This window comes from Agrobacterium tumefaciens str. B6, from assembly GCF_001541315.1.
In the GTDB taxonomy this organism is placed as follows: domain Bacteria; phylum Pseudomonadota; class Alphaproteobacteria; order Rhizobiales; family Rhizobiaceae; genus Agrobacterium; species Agrobacterium radiobacter.
In genome coordinates this window covers 1-16,720 of record NZ_LMVK01000049.1, presented here as the reverse complement: position 1 = coordinate 16,720, position 16,720 = coordinate 1, and the positions used below count along the sequence as shown (strand labels likewise).

Sequence of the window (16,720 nt, the reverse complement as noted above, 5' to 3'; positions counted from 1 at the left end):
CGGGACCGAGCTTCGCGAGCTTTTGTATCCGTGGCATCCCTGGTTCAGGCGATTTGTTCACGTCCATGAGGCGCTCTCCAAAGGGACCCATATTTTCCGCTGCAGCCTTTCTGGTTCTTCTTCTGGTCGACTTCTTGAAGTCCCAGCATGGATGTTCTTCTTTCGATTCGAGATCTCAGCAAAAGTTCTCCGCAAACCTTCACTGCGGGCTTAGGTGTCTTTTGTAACAAATTGCGACGCAGTTGATATCCGCTTGAAACATTAGTCGGAAATTATCGAGATGTTCCGCTGACAAGGTATCGAAATGGCGATAAAATTGGTATTGATACTCGTATTTACACTGTTTCTCGCGGCAGACGCTGCCTATGCGAATGACCGCGCCAATGGTGTCATGTGGTCAAACGGGGGCGAAGCTGGAGTGAGACTTCCTCTTCGGGTTTTCAATGCCAAGCCAGCCAAGAACACGGTGGCGATCATTTATTCCGGAGACGCTGGATGGCAAAATATCGATGAGGTGATTGGTACCTATCTGCAGACGGAAGGGATTCCTGTCATTGGCGTCAGTTCACTTCGGTATTTCTGGTCGGAGCGGTCTCCAAGCGAAACTGCTAAGGATCTTGGTCACATAATCGATGTCTACACCAAGCATTTCGGTGTGCAGAATGTTTTACTTATAGGATATTCTTTCGGCGCTGACGTCATGCCGGCAAGCTTCAATAGGCTTACGCTTGAGCAAAAAAATCGGGTTAAGCAAATCTCTCTCTTGGCATTGTCACATCAAGTCGACTATGTCGTCTCATTTAGGGGCTGGCTCCAACTCGAAACCGAAGGTAAGGGCGGCAATCCTCTGGATGATCTCAGATTCATTGACCCTGCAATCGTCCAATGCATGTACGGGCGCGAAGACCGTAATAATGCTTGCCCATCTCTCCGACAGACCGGCGCAGAGGTGATAGGCTTCAGCGGAGGCCATCACTTTGGTAATGATTTCAAAAAACTGTCTACGCGCGTCGTCTCAGGCCTCGTGGCACGCCTAAGTCATCAGTATTCTTCAGGTCCTGCACCGCTTTAATATTGACTGGGATAGCGACGCCGGTGATGCAGACATCGGATATTGTGTCGTTAAGTATAAGGCCTTCATCTGATCGCCAGATTCGCTAGTGGTTTTTAGGTGAGTGAGATTTTTTGCCGGAAGTTGCGTTGAGATCGCATGGGCCCGCGGCTGCCGCGCCTCCAGATTGGCAGCAACAAGATCATCCTTCAAGGGAATATGCCTATGACGCATGTCTTGACGACTTTCGCCTCGTGAATGATCCGGTCTGTTCCCAACGTTGGGAAGCCTTCGCGATAGAGCAGGCTCTCGCGGCAGAGGAATTTCTCCGATATGACTTCTCTCCTTCTACGCGCCCAAAGCAGCAACGAAATCATCTATCGCGGCCAAGAGAGCGGCCATGTGAAAGCACTCTTGCCAGTAAATTGCCCGGCCAGGGTCAGCACGACGATATTGCGAGGTGTTGCTACACCACGGAGGCGATCTAGAAGAACGATTTCTTCATTTAGGCCGCACACTCATAAATAAGGTTTGCAAATCGGTCTGATTTTGATTCATTGAGGCTTGATTTGGAGGCCCCTGATAATCCGTCGGTGCTTTGATGTCACCGATTTAGAATGGACTGTTGTTCAGTCCTTTGTTCCCAAATAAACCGCGTGGCGTGCCGCGCGGTGAAGCGGGTGATCAATGGCATCTTGTTGCGCTTCCGGACGGGCTCGCCCTGGACAGACGTTCCTGATCGATATGGTCCTTATACAACCTGCTACAATCGCTTTGTACGATGGCGTTAGGCAGACGCCTGGGATCATATTCTGAGTGAGATTTCCAAAGCTTTCGATGGGATGTCGTCATGATTGACAGTTCCTTTGTCCGCGTCCACCAACATGCGGCGACGGGAACAGTGGGATCAAGACGATGGCTGTATGGGGCGTTCCCGTGGCGGTTTGACCACCAAGATTCACGCTGTTGTCGATGCCGACGGTCGACCGATCCGTCTTGCGCTGACAGCGTGTCAAGCCCATGACCGCCGCATGGCGAAACATTTTTACAAACAATCGCTAAGAGTGCGTTCCTGCTGGCGGACAAGGCATATGATACCAACACGATAAGAGCGTTTGCAAAGCGCAAGCAGGCATGGGCCAATATTCCTGCCAAGAGTAATCGGAAGGAAAGCTTCCCGTTCAGCGAATGGGTTTACAGACAGCGTAATCTCGTCGAGCGTTTTTCTGCGAAATCAGACAGTTAACAGGGGTAGCTACGCGCTATGACAGAAACCCGATGAACTTTCTCGCCGCAGTCAAATTGGCAGCAGCAAGAATTTGGATCAGATCATTATCTATGGCCTAGAAGAACCAATTTCGCTTGAACCGCCGCGTGTCAAACCGTACCGTGGAGCCTGCTGACCGGGGGAGATTCCACGGTGACGCATCGAATGTTAAAAAGCATCCAGCGGACAGCCAAAAAGTTTGATCGCGAGCATTTTCGTTCTGAGGCCGACCTGACCAACTGCGGTCTGTCAATCCGGTTGCTTTGTCAGGGATGCGCGGTTCTCGGTCCATGTTTTGTTCCAAGACGCCGAGCGAAGGTTTTCGCTTCAATTGAAATCATAAAGAAGCAATTGAAAATTTTCGAGTAACCGACCCTCCCGATAATCGTCAACATAAAACAACGCACTTCTTCCAACGGGAGAGGCGGTGTTAGTTGCGAGCTAAGGAGATAAGGTATGTTTAAGAGATCGGGGTCGCTTTCTCTTGCCTTGATGTCCTCCTTCTGTTCGTCGAGCCTTGCCACGCCACTCTCATCTGCTGAGTTCGACCATGTTGCTCGCAAGTGTGCCCCATCAGTTGCGACATCTACACTTGCGGCGATAGCTAAGGTGGAGAGTCGCTTTGATCCTTTAGCGATTCATGACAACACCACCGGCGAAACGCTTCACTGGCAAGATCACACCCAAGCAACCCAAGTCGTCAGGCACCGTCTCGATGCACGGCATTCGCTGGATGTTGGCCTCATGCAAATAAACTCTCGGAATTTTTCCATGCTCGGTCTGACACCTGACGGTGCGCTCAAGGCGTGCCCATCATTATCTGCCGCTGCAAACATGTTGAAAAGTCGTTATGCAGGCGGCGAAACGATTGACGAGAAGCAAATTGCACTTCGTCGGGCGATCTCCGCTTACAACACCGGTAATTTCATCCGCGGTTTTGCAAACGGCTACGTGCGAAAAGTTGAAACAGCTGCTCAATCGCTGGTGCCCGCGTTAATCGAGCCTCCGCAAGACGATCACAAGGCACTAAAATCGGAAGATACGTGGGACGTTTGGGGGTCTTATCAGCGCCGCTCGCAAGAGGATGGGGTTGGTGGTTCAATCGCTCCGCAACCGCCAGACCAGGACAACGGCAAATCCGCAGACGACAATCAAGTCTTATTCGACTTATACTAAGGAGGTCCGCATTGATGCGATGCTTTGAGAGATATCGTTTACATCTAAATCGCCTCTCGCTCTCGAATGCGATGATGCGCGTGATATCGAGCTGCGCCCCAAGCTTGGGCGGTGCAATGGCATGGAGCATTTCCTCATGCGGACCCGCCGCAGCGCAATCTGCGGGTGGCGGCACCGACCCCGCCACAATGGTTAACAATATATGCACGTTTATCCTTGGTCCGTTCGGCCAGTCACTCGCCGTTCTCGGCATTGTCGCTATCGGGATCTCCTGGATGTTCGGGCGGGCTTCGCTTGGGCTGGTTGCCGGCGTCGTCGGCGGCATTGTTATCATGTTTGGGGCGAGCTTCCTCGGCCAAACGCTCACTGGCGGTAGTTGATGAATGATCGTTTGGAAGAAGCGACCCTTTACCTCGCAGCCACACGACCCGCATTGTTTCTTGGGGTGCCACTGACATTGGCAGGGTTATTCATGATGTTCGCCGGCTTTGTCATCGTTATCGTTCAGAACCCGCTCTACGAAGTCGTTCTCGCGCCCCTATGGTTTGGAGCCCGGCTCATCGTGGAGCGAGACTACAACGCGGCGAGCGTCGTCCTGCTATTTTTGCGGACAGCAGGAAGAAGCATTGATAGTGCAGTTTGGGGGGGCGCTACTGTTAGCCCAAATCCAATCAGGGTGCCCCCGCGAGGGAGAGGAATGGTGTAATGCTCGGCGCGAGTGGAACGACCGAAAGATCCGGTGAGATCTATCTCCCTTATATTGGCCACCTCAGCGACCATATCGTCCTTCTTGAAGATGGATCGATCATGAGCATTGCGAGAATTGATGGGGTTGCATTCGAGCTTGAGGAAATTGAAATGCGCAATGCGCGTTGTCGTGCGTTCAACACGCTGTTGCGCAATATCGCTGATGATCATGTGTCAATATATGCTCACCTCGTACGTCATGCCGACGTGCCATCATCGGCGCCGCGACACTTCCGTAGTGTTTTCGCCGCTAGCTTGAACGAAGCTTTTGAACAGCGCGTGCTCTCCGGCCAACTCCTCCGCAATGACCACTTCCTTACGTTGATTGTCTACCCACAGGCGGCTCTAGGGAAGGTAAAGAGGAGGTTTACCAAGCTAAGCGGAAAAAGGGAAAACGATCTCGCGGGCCAGATCAGGAACATGGAAGATCTTTGGCATGTTGTCGCTGGCTCTCTTAAAGCGTATGGCCTGCATCGTCTTGGCATCCGCGAGAAGCAGGGTGTGCTTTTTACCGAGATTGGCGAAGCGCTACGGTTGATAATGACTGGTCGGTTCACACCGGTTCCGGTCGTCAGCGGCTCACTCGGCGCTTCGATTTATACCGACAGAGTCATTTGCGGCAAGCGAGGACTTGAAATCAGAACGCCAAAAGACAGTTACGTTGGATCCATCTATTCGTTTCGCGAATACCCTGCAAAAACGCGACCGGGCATGCTCAACGCGCTACTATCCCTCGATTTTCCACTTGTTCTCACGCAGAGTTTTTCGTTCCTGACTCGCCCTCAAGCGCACGCGAAACTTAGTCTCAAATCGAGCCAGATGCTGAGTTCCGGTGATAAAGCCGTGACTCAAATCGGCAAATTATCCGAGGCTGAGGACGCACTTGCGAGCAACGAATTCGTTATGGGCTCACATCATTTGAGCCTTTGCGTCTATGCAGACGATCTCAACAGTCTTGGGGACAGGGGCGCGCGGGCTCGGACACGAATGGCGGATGCAGGTGCCGTGGTTGTCCAAGAAGGTATTGGTATGGAAGCAGCCTATTGGTCCCAATTGCCGGGGAATTTTAAGTGGCGCACACGCCCTGGCGCAATCACTTCACGCAATTTCGCGGGGTTTGTCTCTTTCGAAAACTTTCCAGAGGGCGCCAGCTCAGGCCACTGGGGCACCGCGATTGCCCGATTTCGTACCAATGGCGGAACGCCTTTCGACTATATCCCGCATGAGCACGATGTTGGCATGACGGCAATATTCGGGCCTATCGGGAGGGGTAAGACAACGCTCATGATGTTTGTTTTAGCCATGCTCGAACAGAGCATGGTCGACCGTGCAGGTACGGTCGTGTTCTTCGACAAGGACCGGGGTGGCGAATTGCTGGTTCGCGCCACAGGAGGAACATATTTGGCACTTCGCAGAGGCACACCCAGCGGGTTGGCGCCGTTGCGTGGCCTAGAAAACACAGCAGCCTCACACGATTTTCTGCGCGAATGGATCGTGGCTCTCATAGAGAGTGATGGTCGGGGTGGGATTTCTCCAGAAGAGAACCGCCGTCTGGTCCGGGGTATCCATCGTCAGCTCTCGTTTGATCCACAAATGCGTTCAATCGCGGGGTTACGTGAATTTTTGTTGCATGGCCCTGCCGAAGGCGCAGGAGCGCGGCTCCAACGCTGGTGCCGGGGCCATGCGCTTGGTTGGGCATTTGACGGCGAAGTTGACGAAGTAAAGTTAGATCCGTCGATTACCGGCTTCGACATGACGCATCTTCTCGAATACGAGGAAGTATGCGCTCCCGCTGCAGCATATCTCCTGCATCGGATTGGCGCCATGATCGACGGCCGCCGTTTTGTGATGAGCTGCGATGAGTTTCGCGCCTATTTGTTAAACCCTAAATTTTCGGCCGTCGTCGACAAATTCCTCCTGACCGTTCGAAAAAACAACGGGATGCTAATACTGGCAACGCAGCAACCAGAGCATGTTCTGGAATCGCCACTAGGAGCCAGCTTGGTTGCGCAATGTATGACGAAGATTTTCTATCCATCACCAACCGCAGATCGATCAGCTTATATCGATGGACTGAAATGCACCGAAAAGGAATTTCAGGCGATCCGTGAAGACATGACGGTCGGCAGCCGTAAGTTTCTTCTTAAACGAGAAAGTGGAAGCGTCATCTGCGAATTTGATCTGCGGGATATGCGTGAATATGTCGCCGTACTTTCGGGGCGTGCCAACACGGTGCGCTTTGCAGCTCGACTACGCGAGGCACAAGAAGGCAACTCATCTGGCTGGCTCAGCGAATTCATGGCCCGTCACCACGAGGCAGAAGATTGATAAGGTAGGAAACGATGAAGACGACGCAACTTATTGCAACGGTTTTGACCTGCAGCTTTCTATATATTCAGCCCGCGCGGGCGCAGTTTGTTGTTAGCGACCCGGCAACGGAGGCTGAGACGCTCGCGACGGCGCTCGCGACTGCGGAGAATCTCACTCAGACTATAGCGATGGTTACGATGTTGACGTCGGCCTACGGCGTTACTGGACTACTGACTTCGCTCAACCAGAAAAATCAGTATCCTTCAACGAAGGACCTAGACAATGAAATGTTTTCGCCGCGAATGCCAATGTCGACCACGGCACGTGCGATCACCAGCGATACAGATCGTGCCGTCGTGGGTAGCGACGCTGAAGCGGATCTGTTGCGATCGCAGATCACCGGTTCCGCAAACAGCGCTGGCATTGCGGCTGACAACCTGGAAACGATGGACAAACGCTTGACGGCGAATGCTGATACGTCTGCACAGCTTTCCCGATCTCGCAATATCATGCAGGCAACCGTGACCAATGGTTTGCTTCTCAAGCAGATCCATGACGCAATGATTCAAAACGTACAGGCGACAAACCTATTAACGATGGCTACCGCGCAGGCCGGCCTTCACGAGGCGGAAGAGGCGGCCGCTCAACGTAAGGAGCATCAGAAGACCGCTGTCATCTTTGGTGCCCTCCCCTAAGGCTGGGCGATTTGTTCATCCGCCCATATCCTCACCGAATGCGAGCTCATTGTATCCGACATTCTGCGACAAGCCAGCCAAGTTCAGGTCCAATCGATGAATTTCACGATTCCGGCGCCGTTTACGGCCATTCATACGATCTTCGATGTAGCCTTCACGACAGGCTTGGACTCGATGCTTGAGACTATCCAGGAGGCGGTGAGTGCGCCATTGATCGCCTGTGTCACTCTTTGGATTATTGTTCAGGGTATTTTAGTCATACGCGGCGAAGTCGATACCCGCAGCGGTATCACTCGGGTGATCACGGTCACCATCGTTGTTGCTCTAATTGTTGGGCAGGCTAACTACCAAGACTATGTGGTTTCCATCTTCGAAAAGACGGTCCCAATCTTTGTTCAGCAGTTTAGTGTAACAGGCTTGCCTCTGCAGACTGTTCCGGCACAGTTGGATACAATTTTCGCCGTGACCCAGGCCGTTTTTCAGAAAATCGCATCCGAAATCGGTCCGATGAACGACCAGGACATCCTTGCTTTCCAAGGGGCACAGTGGGTCCTTTACGGCACGCTCTGGTCTGCCTTCGGAGTCTACGACGCCGTTGGAATTCTCACGAAAGTGCTTCTCGCGATCGGGCCTCTGATTCTTGTCGGATATATTTTTGATCGCACGCGGGACATCGCAGCGAAGTGGATCGGGCAACTTATCACCTACGGTCTCTTGCTTCTCCTCTTAAACCTCGTGGCAACGATCGTCATCCTAACCGAAGCGACTGCGCTCACCCTCATGCTTGGTGTAATCACCTTTGCCGGTACGACCGCGGCCAAGATCATTGGTCTTTACGAACTCGATATGTTTTTTCTGACAGGGGATGCGCTCATTGTCGCTTTGCCGGCAATCGCCGGCAACATTGGAGGCAGTTACTGGAGCGGCGCAACCCAATCTGCCAGCAGCTTGTACCGTCGCTTCGCTCAGGTTGAACGGGGCTAGGTCGCGCAAAAATTCGCCTCAATGGAGAATTCTATGAAATATTGCCTGCTGTGCCTAGTTGTCGCTTTGAGCGGCTGCCAGACAAATGACACAATAGCGAGCTGCAAAGGCCCGATTTTCCCGCTGAATGTGGGGCGATGGCAGCCTACTCCGTCAGATCTTCAGCTCCGCAATTCGGGTGGACGCTATGACGGGGCCTGAATATGCCATGCTAGTGGCGCGCGAAAGCCTGGCCGAGCACTATAAGGAAGTAGAAGCCTTTCAAACCGCGCGAGCGAAATCGGCGCGACGTCTCTCCAAAATCATTGCAGCTGTCGCGGCTATCGCGATTTTGGGGAATGTTGCTCAAGCGTTCGCTATAGCTACCATGGTGCCGTTGAGCAGGCTTGTGCCCGTATATCTATGGATACGGCCGGACGGCACCGTTGACAGCGAGGTGTCTATCTCGCGATTGCCTGCAACTCAAGAGGAGGCCGTCGTTAACGCTTCATTGTGGGAGTACGTTCGCCTGCGTGAGAGTTATGATGCCGATACCGCTCAGTACGCCTACGACCTAGTATCGAACTTCAGTGCCCCAACAGTGCGCCAGGATTACCAGCAATTCTTCAACTATCCCAATCCCAGTTCGCCTCAAGTCATTCTTGGCAAACGCGGCAGGGTGGAGGTCGAGCACATCGCTTCAAATGATGTAACTCCAAGCACGCAGCAAATTCGCTATAAAAGGACCCTCGTCGTTGACGGCAAAATGCCTGTGGTGAGTACGTGGACCGCGACAGTTCGCTACGAAAAGGTGACCAGCTTGCCCGGCAGATTGAGATTGACCAACCCGGCAGGTCTGGTTGTCACCTCCTATCAGACCTCGGAAGATACCGTTTCAAACGTAGGCCAGGGCGCACCATGACGAGAAAAGCACTTTTCATTTTAGCATGTTTATTTGCCGCTGCGACTGGTGCGGAGGCTGAAGACACTCCAATGGCCGGCAAGCTAGATCCACGCATGCGTTATTTGGCTTACAATCCCGATCAAGTCGTGCGCCTCTCGACGGCGGTTGGAGCTACTTTGGTCGTCACATTCGCCACGAACGAAACGGTGACATCGGTTGCCGTTTCAAATAGCAAAGATCTAGCAGCCCTACCGCGGGGAAATTATCTATTCTTCAAGGCAAGCCAGGTCCTCACGCCTCAGCCAGTAATCGTGCTAACCGCAAGCGACTCCGGGATGCGCCGTTATGTTTTCAGTATAAGTTCCAAGACGCTGTCACACCTCGATAAAGAGCAGCCCGATCTCTATTACAGCGTCCAATTCGCCTACCCCGCCGACGATGCGGCGGCTCGGCGAAGGGAGGCACAACAGAGGGCTGTTGTGGACAGACTGCACGCGGAAGCACAATATCAACGGAAAGCTGAGGATTTATTGGATCAGCCTGTCACAGCCCTTGGTGCGACGGACAGTAATTGGCACTACGTCGCCCAAGGCGATCGTTCGCTGTTGCCACTCGAAGTCTTCGACAACGGATTTACGACGGTATTCCACTTTCCGGGCAATGTACGCATACCCTCCATCTACACCATCAATCCTGACGGCAAGGAAGCTGTCGCCAACTATTCAGTCAAAGGGAGCGACGTCGAGATTTCTTCGGTTTCACGAGGTTGGCGTCTGAGGGATGGCCACACAGTACTATGTATCTGGAATGCCGCTTACGATCCCGTTGGCCAAAGGCCGCAAACGGGCACCGTGAGGCCCGATGTGAAACGCGTCCTGAAGGGGGCAAAGGGATGAATAACGATAGTCAGCAAGCGGCACATGAGGTTGATGCATCTGGATCCCTGGTCTCCGACAAACATCGCCGGCGTCTTTCGGGGTCTCAGAAATTGATCGTCGGAGGTGTCGTTCTCGCGTTATCGTTAAGCCTCATTTGGCTAGGTGGGCGTCAAAAGAAGGTGAATGACAACGCATCGCCGTCAACTTTGATCGCAGCAAACACTAAGCCATTTCATCCAGCTCCGATTGAGGTGCCGCCGGATACTCCAGCGGTTCAAGAGGCTGTTCAGCCTACTGTTCCTCAACCGCCAAGGGGCGAGCCGGAGCGGCATGAGCCACGGCCGGAAGAAACACCGATTTTTGCATATAGCAGTGGCGATCAAGGGGTCAGCAAGCGCGCCAGTCAGGGCGACATGGGCCGAAGACAAGAAGACAAGCGTGACGACAACTCCTTGCCGAATGGCGAAGTGTCCGGCGAGAACGATTTGTCGATACGTATGAAACCCACCGAGCTGCAGCCCAGCAGGGCCACGCTCTTGCCGCACCCCGATTTTATGGTAACGCAAGGGACAATAATTCCGTGCATCCTGCAAACCGCAATCGACACAAATTTGGCAGGCTATGTAAAGTGTGTCTTGCCTCAGGATATTCGTGGAACAACGAACAATATCGTGCTTCTTGATCGTGGCACCACCGTTGTTGGCGAAATACAGCGTGGCTTGCAACAGGGAGATGAGCGCGTTTTTGTGTTGTGGGATCGCGCCGAGACCCCTGACCATGCGATGATCTCGTTAACATCGCCAAGCGCGGACGAACTCGGTCGCCCAGGATTGCCGGGCTCGGTCGACAGCCACTTCTGGCAGCGTTTTAGCGGAGCCATGCTCTTGAGTGCTGTTCAAGGCGCCTTCCAGGCAGCTAGCACCTACGCTGGCAGCTCGGGTGGCGGGATGAGCTTCAACAGCTTTCAAAATAACGGTGAACAAACAACTGAGACAGCCCTTAAGGCGACCATCAACATACCGCCAACCCTGAAGAAGAATCAGGGTGACACGGTTTCCATTTTCGTGGCACGGGACCTCGATTTCTTTGGTGTTTACCAGCTCCGCCTGACTGGCGGCGCCGCGCGGGGGAGGAACCGCCGCTCTTAATGAATTCAAATTTCCGCTTAGAGATAGGATACATTGTAAATGGAAGTGGATCCGCAACTACGCTTTCTTCTGAAGCCGATTTTGGAATGGCTCGATGACCCGAAGACTGAAGAAATTGCGATCAATCGACCTGGAGAGGCATTTGTGCGCCAAGCCGGCATTTTTACCAAGATGCCTTTACCCGTCTCTTATGATGATCTTGAAGATATCGCTATTTTAGCGGGCGCGCTGAGAAAGCAGGATGTCGGACCACGTAACCCCCTCTGCGCCACTGAACTTCCTGGTGGTGAACGGCTACAAATCTGTCTGCCGCCGACCGTTCCCTCGGGCACCGTCAGCTTGACCATTCGACGGCCAAGCTCCCGTGTTTCTGGTCTTAAAGAAGTCTCCTCCCGTTATGATGCTTCGAGGTGGAACCAGTGGCAGACACGAAGGAAACGCCAAAATCAGGATGATGAAGCTATCCTTCAGCATTTTGACAACGGGGATTTGGAAGCGTTTCTGCACGCATGCGTCGTCAGCCGACTGACGATGTTGCTATGTGGCCCTACCGGAAGCGGCAAGACAACAATGAGCAAGACCTTGATCAGCGCCATCCCACCCCAGGAAAGGCTAATCACCATAGAAGATACGCTCGAACTCGTCATTCCACATGATAATCATGTTAGACTACTCTACTCAAAGAACGGTGCTGGGCTGGGTGCCGTGAGCGCCGAGCACTTGCTCCAAGCAAGTCTACGTATGCGACCGGACCGGATATTGCTGGGCGAGATGCGCGACGATGCAGCATGGGCTTATCTGAGTGAAGTCGTCTCGGGACATCCGGGATCGATTTCAACAATACACGGCGCGAATCCCATCCAAGGATTCAAGAAGCTGTTTTCCCTTGTGAAAAGTAGCGTCCAAGGTGCTAGCTTGGAAGATCGCACACTGATTGACATGCTCTCTACGGCGATCGATGTTATTATTCCATTCCGTGCCTATGAGGACGTTTATGAAGTAGGCGAGATCTGGCTCGCGGCGGACGCACGACGCCGGGGCGAGACCATAGGCGATCTCCTAAATCAATAGTAGCTGTAACCTCGAAGCGTTTCACTTGTAACAACGATTGAGAATTTTTGTCATAAAATTGAAATACTTGGTTCGCATTTTTGTCATCCGCGGTCAGCCGCAATTCTGACGAACTGCCCATTTAGCTGGAGATGATTGTACATCCTTCACGTGAAAATTTCTCAAGCGCTGTGAACAAGGGTTCAGATTTTAGATTGAAAGGTGAGCCGTTGAAACACGTTCTTCTTGTCGATGACGACGTCGCTATGCGGCATCTTATTATTGAATACCTTACGATCCACGCCTTCAAAGTGACCGCGGTAGCCGACAGCACCCAGTTCACAAGAGTACTCTCTTCCGCGACGGTCGATGTCGTGGTTGTTGATCTAAATTTAGGTCGTGAAGATGGGCTCGAGATCGTTCGTAATCTGGCGGCAAAGTCTGATATTCCAATCATAATTATCAGTGGCGACCGCCTTGAGGAGACGGATAAAGTTGTTGCACTCGAGCTAGGAGCAAGTGATTTTATCGCTAAGCCGTTCAGTATCAGAGAGTTTCTAGCACGCATTCGGGTTGCCTTGCGCGTGCGCCCCAACGTTGTCCGCTCCAAAGACCGACGGTCTTTTTGTTTTACTGACTGGACACTTAATCTCAGGCAACGTCGCTTGATGTCCGAAGCTGGCGGTGAGGTGAAACTTACGGCAGGTGAGTTCAATCTTCTCCTCGCGTTTTTAGAGAAACCCCGCGACGTTCTATCGCGCGAGCAACTTCTCATTGCCAGTCGAGTACGCGACGAGGAGGTTTATGACAGGAGTATAGATGTTCTCATTTTGAGGCTGCGCCGCAAACTTGAGGCGGATCCGTCAAGCCCTCAACTGATAAAAACAGCAAGAGGTGCCGGTTATTTCTTTGACGCGGACGTGCAGGTTTCGCACGGGGGGACGATGGCAGCCTGAGCCAATTGCATTTGCCTCTTAATTATCTGGCTCAAAGGGTGACTGAGGAGTAAGCGATGTGCCCATCACACTGACCACCAAGACGGGGGTTCGTTTTGAAGATCACCCTTCAGACCCAAGGCCAGTGTGCGTTGATCGCGGCCACACTGCAAATTCACATACTGTCGATAAAGGGGCGTTGGACGAGAACCCATTCGTCAGGATATGGCTCGTGATCCTGGCGGTGCTCCGTCTGGTGCTCGCCCCAGCCCTGCAGCTTCCAGTATTTCGTCATGACATCGAAATGGCTATGCCCAGTTATCTCGCCAGCCTTAACAGCTCCCTTATTAAAGAGCGCTCTGAAGCCGTCTCCCATTGGGCCAGCAAGACAAAGGCCGGGGAGCAGTTGATCGTCTGGCTCGGGATCGAGCCAGATTTCGTGGACGGGTTCGTTTTTCATTGAAGTGTTTTACTTCACGAACCATCCTTCCGAAAGAGGCGGTCGGACGCAGGGGCTACTACGTGCGGCAGTTGCTTGCCATGCACGGATAATTCCACGGCAAAAGCTCATCGACGCGACTCTGCTTGTGACCGTTGACGATGGCGGTGAGCGTCGCTGTCAGATAGGCCAGCGGATCGACGGCATTGAGTTTGCAGGTCTCGACAAGCGAGGCAATGGTCGCCCAGTTCTCGGCCCCGGCATCGTGTCCGGCAAAGAGTGCATTCTTGCGATTGAGGGCAATCGGCCGAATGGTGCACTCGACACTGTTGCTATCGATCTCGACGCGACCGTCGCTCAGGAAGAGCTTCAGGCCATCCCGTAAGCCTCCGGTGAAGGCCACAGGTCAGGCAGCTTGAGCGTTGACGGTCGGCGGCGTCCAATTCCACGGAAGCAACTGCTCCAGCCTGATAATCGGCGTGTCGGCGATGCGGGCAAGAACGTCGGCCAGCCACGCCTGCGGATCGATGTCGTTGAGCTTTGCCGTCATGATCAACGTGGCCATGAAGGCTGCACGATCCGCGCCGCGGTCTGATCCGGCGAAGAGCCAGGACTTCCTACCGAGTGCGAAGCCTCGCAGGGCTCGCTCCGCGGCGTTGTTCGTGAGGCAAATCCGGCCATCCTCCAGGAATGATGTGAAGCCATCCCAACGCTTGAGCATGTAATCGATCGCCTCGGCGACCGGAGAACTGCGCGACAGTTTTGCACGCTCGGTTTGAAGCCAGACCTGCAGACTGTCGACGAGCGGCAGGCTTTCCTTGCGGCGACGTTCCAGGCGTTGATCGGCCGTAAGCCCGTTGATCTCCCGCTCGATATCGAACAGGCCGTCGATCCGTTTGACAGCTTCGAGCGCCATAGGCGAGATCGGCGCGGCGTTCTTTCCGCGCTTGGCGTTCGCATTAATGTCTGCGAGCACGAAGAACTTGCGACGCGCGTGTGCCCAACAAAACGCCTGTCTTAGCGGATTTGGATCGCGATCACCCTTGAACAGCGGATTGTAGCCGCCATAGGCGTCCGCCTGCAGAATACCGGTGAAGGTCTTCAGGTGGCGTTCCGGATGCTCCTGCCGTCGATCGCGCGAGGCATAGTAAAGGGCTGCCGGCGGTGAGAGGCCTCCGAACGGCCGATCATCCCGGACATAGGTCCAAATGCGGCCCGTATCTGTCTTTCCCTTGGCCAGGATTGGCACGGTCGTGTCGTCGCCGTGCAGACGTTCGGCAGAAAGGACATGCGCTTCGATCAGAGAATGAAGTGGCTTCAACGTCGCGGCGCAAGCTCCGACCTGATCTGCAAGCGTCGATAAACTAAGGTCGACGCCCTCGCGAGCATAGCGTTCGCTCTGACGATTGAGCGGCTGGTGCTGGGCGAACTTCTCGAACAGGATCATCGCCAGCAGGTTTGGCCCGGCAAAGCCGCGTGGCGTTACATGGAAGGGTGCTGGTGGCTGCGTGATCTTCTCGCACTCGCGACAGGTAAACTTCTCCCGTACCGTCTGGATGACCTTCCACTGGCGCGGGATGACCTCCAGGGTCTCGGTGATGTCCTCGCCAAGCTTCGACAATTTGGCCGATCCGCAGCAGGCGCAATTGGCGGGAGCGGCGATGACGATGCGCTCGCGTGGCAGATGTTCGGGAAAGGGCTTGCGTGACGGACGCCTGCGCTCGAAGGCTTTGACGGTTGAAGCTTTGGCTGCGATCTCCGCGGCCAGTTCATCTTCACCGGCGTCCGCTTCCAATTCCTCGAGTTGCAGTTCCATCTGCTCCAGGAGCCGCGCCTTACGCTCGGACCGGCTGCCGTAGAGTTCACGGCGGACCTTGTCGATCTCCACCTTCAGCCGAGCGATCAGCGCTTCGGAATGCGATACGAGTGCCTTTGCACTGGCGGCTTCTGCCTTGGCGGTTGCCGCTTCTGCTTCGGCTGCAACACGTCGAGCGCGTTCCTGGGCCAGCAATGCGAGGGCACTGGCAAGGTCGTCCGGAAGCTCTTCGGTCGCGTCGCTCATGACAGGATGGAATCATATTTGACCCCATCATTCCAGTGTTTTTGCTCATCCGGCCGACGTCGGCCGCCAGGTCTTTTGCGGCATCCGCCAGTCGATGCCCTCCAGCAGATAACCGAGCTGCGCAGGCGTGATCACCACCGTGCGATCGGCCGCTGACGGCCAGATGAAGCGTCCTCGCTCAAGCTTCTTCGTGAACAGGCAAGCTCCCTGGCCGTCATGCCAGATCACCTTGATCAGGCCACCGCCTCGGCCGCGGAATACGAACAGGTGACCGCACATCGGGTCGCGCTTCAGCGCCTCCTGCACCATCAACGACAGACCGGGGAAGCCTTTGCGCATATCGGTATGGCCCGTCGCCAGCCAGACCTTCACGCCAACAGGAACCGGGATCATCGCAGCCCCAGCACGCAATCGAGAATCCGGCCAAGCGCGTCCGTGGCGATGTCGCTTTCCACGCGGACGCGTCGGCCCCGACCTAGTTCGATTGTTACATCACTGCGCTTCCGACGAGGATGGCATTTGGTGGGTGGTTCCGGCTGAGCGGGGGAGACTGTCGAAGCGGCCTCGGACACGATTACCGGCACCAAAGCCGCAGTGTCAGATCTTGGCTCCTCGATCCGACAAAGCTCTTTGCGCCAACGGAACAACTGGCTGACATGGATGCCGGCCGCGCGGGCAATCTCCGAGATGACCGCGTCTGGCTCAAAGCACGCAGCGACGAGCCGCTCTTTATCTTCGCGTGACCAACGCCGACGGCGCTCCACAGACGTGATCACCTCAATTGGATGCTTCGCCATATGACTACTCCTGGTGTTACCACTAGGACTGGCAGTCAGCAGGCCGTCATCGCAAGACGGCCTTCACCGTGGGCTTACGGCTAGCCTTGGGTTGATGCGAATGATCGAGGCGGTGCCCGATCGCCTTGACGGGTCGCCGCGACAGTTGCGGCGGTTCTGGTCCGACGAATTCAAGGCCACAGCGGTTGAGCAGGCATGTCAGCCCGGTGTAAACATGTCGGCAGTGGCGCGGCAGATCGGGATTTTGCCGTCTCAACTCTACCGCTGGCGTAGAGAACTGTTGGGCAGTGATGAGTCT

General features: G+C 54.3%; 18 protein-coding genes and 2 pseudogenes. 16 read left to right on the top strand and 4 right to left on the bottom strand.

The window, feature by feature from the left end; translation table 11 throughout:
* The first annotated feature begins 304 nt into the window (after positions 1–304).
* The 15 genes and pseudogenes from ASB65_RS22855 to ASB65_RS28365 all read left to right on the top strand — a co-directional run bounded on the left by ASB65_RS22855 (position 305) and on the right by ASB65_RS28365 (position 13,587).
* Entirely contained in the window at positions 305–1,072 is a 768-nt protein-coding gene (locus ASB65_RS22855) for an AcvB/VirJ family lysyl-phosphatidylglycerol hydrolase (RefSeq protein WP_010892486.1), read from the top strand.
* A 561-nt stretch (positions 1,073–1,633) separates the two neighbouring features.
* Positions 1,634–2,398 (top strand): annotated as a pseudogene (locus tag ASB65_RS27730) (IS5 family transposase).
* Positions 2,399–2,774: 376 nt separating this feature from the next.
* Positions 2,775–3,494 carry a type IV secretion system lytic transglycosylase VirB1 gene (locus ASB65_RS22850; RefSeq protein ID WP_010892487.1) on the top strand — a complete coding sequence of 240 codons (720 nt, stop codon included), beginning with the start codon at positions 2,775–2,777 and terminating at the stop codon, positions 3,492–3,494.
* Between the two features lie 14 nt (positions 3,495–3,508).
* A complete protein-coding gene (gene virB2, locus ASB65_RS22845; RefSeq protein WP_010892488.1) occupies positions 3,509–3,874 on the top strand; it encodes a pilin major subunit VirB2 in 366 nt (121 codons plus the stop codon).
* Positions 3,874–4,200, top strand: coding sequence for a type IV secretion system protein VirB3 (locus ASB65_RS22840; RefSeq protein ID WP_010892489.1), 327 nt, complete (start codon positions 3,874–3,876; stop codon positions 4,198–4,200). The genes virB2 and ASB65_RS22840 overlap by 1 nt, the downstream gene beginning before the upstream one ends.
* The gene (locus ASB65_RS22835; protein WP_010892490.1) at positions 4,200–6,569 is read left to right on the top strand and encodes a VirB4 family type IV secretion/conjugal transfer ATPase; all 2,370 of its coding nucleotides are present in this window, start codon (positions 4,200–4,202) and stop codon (positions 6,567–6,569) included. The genes ASB65_RS22840 and ASB65_RS22835 overlap by 1 nt, the downstream gene beginning before the upstream one ends.
* 14 nt (positions 6,570–6,583) lie before the next feature.
* Positions 6,584–7,246, top strand: coding sequence for a pilin minor subunit VirB5 (virB5, locus tag ASB65_RS22830; protein WP_010892491.1), 663 nt, complete (start codon positions 6,584–6,586; stop codon positions 7,244–7,246).
* Between the two features lie 96 nt (positions 7,247–7,342).
* Complete coding sequence (locus tag ASB65_RS22825) at positions 7,343–8,230, top strand: type IV secretion system protein (protein ID WP_010892492.1); 888 nt, start codon at positions 7,343–7,345, stop codon at positions 8,228–8,230.
* A 21-nt stretch (positions 8,231–8,251) separates the two neighbouring features.
* On the top strand, positions 8,252–8,431 hold the full coding sequence (locus ASB65_RS27725) for a type IV secretion system lipoprotein VirB7 (protein ID WP_414896165.1): 180 nt from the start codon (positions 8,252–8,254) through the stop codon (positions 8,429–8,431).
* Positions 8,418–9,131 (top strand): type IV secretion system protein VirB8, encoded by a 714-nt coding sequence (locus tag ASB65_RS22820; protein WP_032489857.1) that lies wholly within the window; start codon positions 8,418–8,420, stop codon positions 9,129–9,131. The genes ASB65_RS27725 and ASB65_RS22820 overlap by 14 nt, the downstream gene beginning before the upstream one ends.
* Positions 9,128–10,009, top strand: a complete 882-nt coding sequence (gene virB9 / locus ASB65_RS22815) for a P-type conjugative transfer protein VirB9 (protein WP_010892495.1) — start codon at positions 9,128–9,130, stop codon at positions 10,007–10,009. Before ASB65_RS22820 ends, virB9 begins: the two co-directional genes overlap by 4 nt.
* Positions 10,006–11,139 carry a type IV secretion system protein VirB10 gene (virB10, locus tag ASB65_RS22810; RefSeq protein WP_010892496.1) on the top strand — a complete coding sequence of 378 codons (1,134 nt, stop codon included), beginning with the start codon at positions 10,006–10,008 and terminating at the stop codon, positions 11,137–11,139. The genes virB9 and virB10 overlap by 4 nt, the downstream gene beginning before the upstream one ends.
* 39 nt (positions 11,140–11,178) lie before the next feature.
* Positions 11,179–12,210 carry a P-type DNA transfer ATPase VirB11 gene (gene virB11, locus ASB65_RS22805; protein WP_010892497.1) on the top strand — a complete coding sequence of 344 codons (1,032 nt, stop codon included), beginning with the start codon at positions 11,179–11,181 and terminating at the stop codon, positions 12,208–12,210.
* Positions 12,211–12,341: 131 nt separating this feature from the next.
* Positions 12,342–13,145 (top strand): response regulator, encoded by an 804-nt coding sequence (locus ASB65_RS22800; protein ID WP_032488325.1) that lies wholly within the window; start codon positions 12,342–12,344, stop codon positions 13,143–13,145.
* Positions 13,146–13,203: 58 nt separating this feature from the next.
* On the top strand, positions 13,204–13,587 hold the full coding sequence (locus tag ASB65_RS28365) for a hypothetical protein (protein ID WP_153463909.1): 384 nt from the start codon (positions 13,204–13,206) through the stop codon (positions 13,585–13,587).
* Positions 13,588–13,642: 55 nt separating this feature from the next.
* Here the strand turns inward: ASB65_RS28365 and ASB65_RS22790 are convergent.
* The 4 genes and pseudogenes from ASB65_RS22790 to tnpA form a co-directional block, all read right to left on the bottom strand.
* Positions 13,643–13,942: pseudogene (locus tag ASB65_RS22790) on the bottom strand (transposase domain-containing protein); the annotation flags it as partial.
* A gap of 27 nt (positions 13,943–13,969) precedes the next feature.
* Complete coding sequence (locus tag ASB65_RS22785) at positions 13,970–15,625, bottom strand: IS66-like element IS66 family transposase (RefSeq protein ID WP_046205714.1); 1,656 nt, start codon at positions 15,623–15,625, stop codon at positions 13,970–13,972.
* A 45-nt stretch (positions 15,626–15,670) separates the two neighbouring features.
* Positions 15,671–16,018: an IS66 family insertion sequence element accessory protein TnpB gene (tnpB, locus tag ASB65_RS22780; protein WP_040132297.1), complete on the bottom strand. Its 348-nt coding sequence runs from the start codon at positions 16,016–16,018 to the stop codon at positions 15,671–15,673.
* On the bottom strand, positions 16,015–16,422 hold the full coding sequence (gene tnpA / locus ASB65_RS27720) for an IS66-like element accessory protein TnpA (RefSeq protein ID WP_081088465.1): 408 nt from the start codon (positions 16,420–16,422) through the stop codon (positions 16,015–16,017). Before tnpA ends, tnpB begins: the two co-directional genes overlap by 4 nt.
* 100 nt (positions 16,423–16,522) lie before the next feature.
* Here tnpA and ASB65_RS22775 point away from each other — a divergent pair.
* A partial coding sequence (locus ASB65_RS22775) for a transposase (RefSeq protein WP_245301400.1) occupies positions 16,523–16,720 on the top strand: 198 nt, incomplete at its 3' end.

Coding starts and splice junctions, on each gene's coding strand:
- ASB65_RS22850 (WP_010892487.1), top strand. CDS start 2,775: ATGTTTAAGAGATCGGGGTCGCTTTCTCTTGCCTTGATGTCCTCCTTC.
- ASB65_RS22820 (WP_032489857.1), top strand. CDS start 8,418: ATGACGGGGCCTGAATATGCCATGCTAGTGGCGCGCGAAAGCCTGGCC.
- ASB65_RS22835 (WP_010892490.1), top strand. CDS start 4,200: ATGCTCGGCGCGAGTGGAACGACCGAAAGATCCGGTGAGATCTATCTC.
- ASB65_RS22800 (WP_032488325.1), top strand. CDS start 12,342: ATGATTGTACATCCTTCACGTGAAAATTTCTCAAGCGCTGTGAACAAG.
- ASB65_RS27725 (WP_414896165.1), top strand. CDS start 8,252: ATGGAGAATTCTATGAAATATTGCCTGCTGTGCCTAGTTGTCGCTTTG.
- virB10 (WP_010892496.1), top strand. CDS start 10,006: ATGAATAACGATAGTCAGCAAGCGGCACATGAGGTTGATGCATCTGGA.
- ASB65_RS22855 (WP_010892486.1), top strand. CDS start 305: ATGGCGATAAAATTGGTATTGATACTCGTATTTACACTGTTTCTCGCG.
- tnpB (WP_040132297.1), bottom strand. CDS start 16,018: ATGATCCCGGTTCCTGTTGGCGTGAAGGTCTGGCTGGCGACGGGCCAT.
- tnpA (WP_081088465.1), bottom strand. CDS start 16,422: ATGGCGAAGCATCCAATTGAGGTGATCACGTCTGTGGAGCGCCGTCGG.
- ASB65_RS22785 (WP_046205714.1), bottom strand. CDS start 15,625: ATGAGCGACGCGACCGAAGAGCTTCCGGACGACCTTGCCAGTGCCCTC.
- virB9 (WP_010892495.1), top strand. CDS start 9,128: ATGACGAGAAAAGCACTTTTCATTTTAGCATGTTTATTTGCCGCTGCG.
- virB11 (WP_010892497.1), top strand. CDS start 11,179: ATGGAAGTGGATCCGCAACTACGCTTTCTTCTGAAGCCGATTTTGGAA.
- virB2 (WP_010892488.1), top strand. CDS start 3,509: ATGCGATGCTTTGAGAGATATCGTTTACATCTAAATCGCCTCTCGCTC.
- ASB65_RS22825 (WP_010892492.1), top strand. CDS start 7,343: ATGAATTTCACGATTCCGGCGCCGTTTACGGCCATTCATACGATCTTC.
- ASB65_RS22840 (WP_010892489.1), top strand. CDS start 3,874: ATGAATGATCGTTTGGAAGAAGCGACCCTTTACCTCGCAGCCACACGA.
- virB5 (WP_010892491.1), top strand. CDS start 6,584: ATGAAGACGACGCAACTTATTGCAACGGTTTTGACCTGCAGCTTTCTA.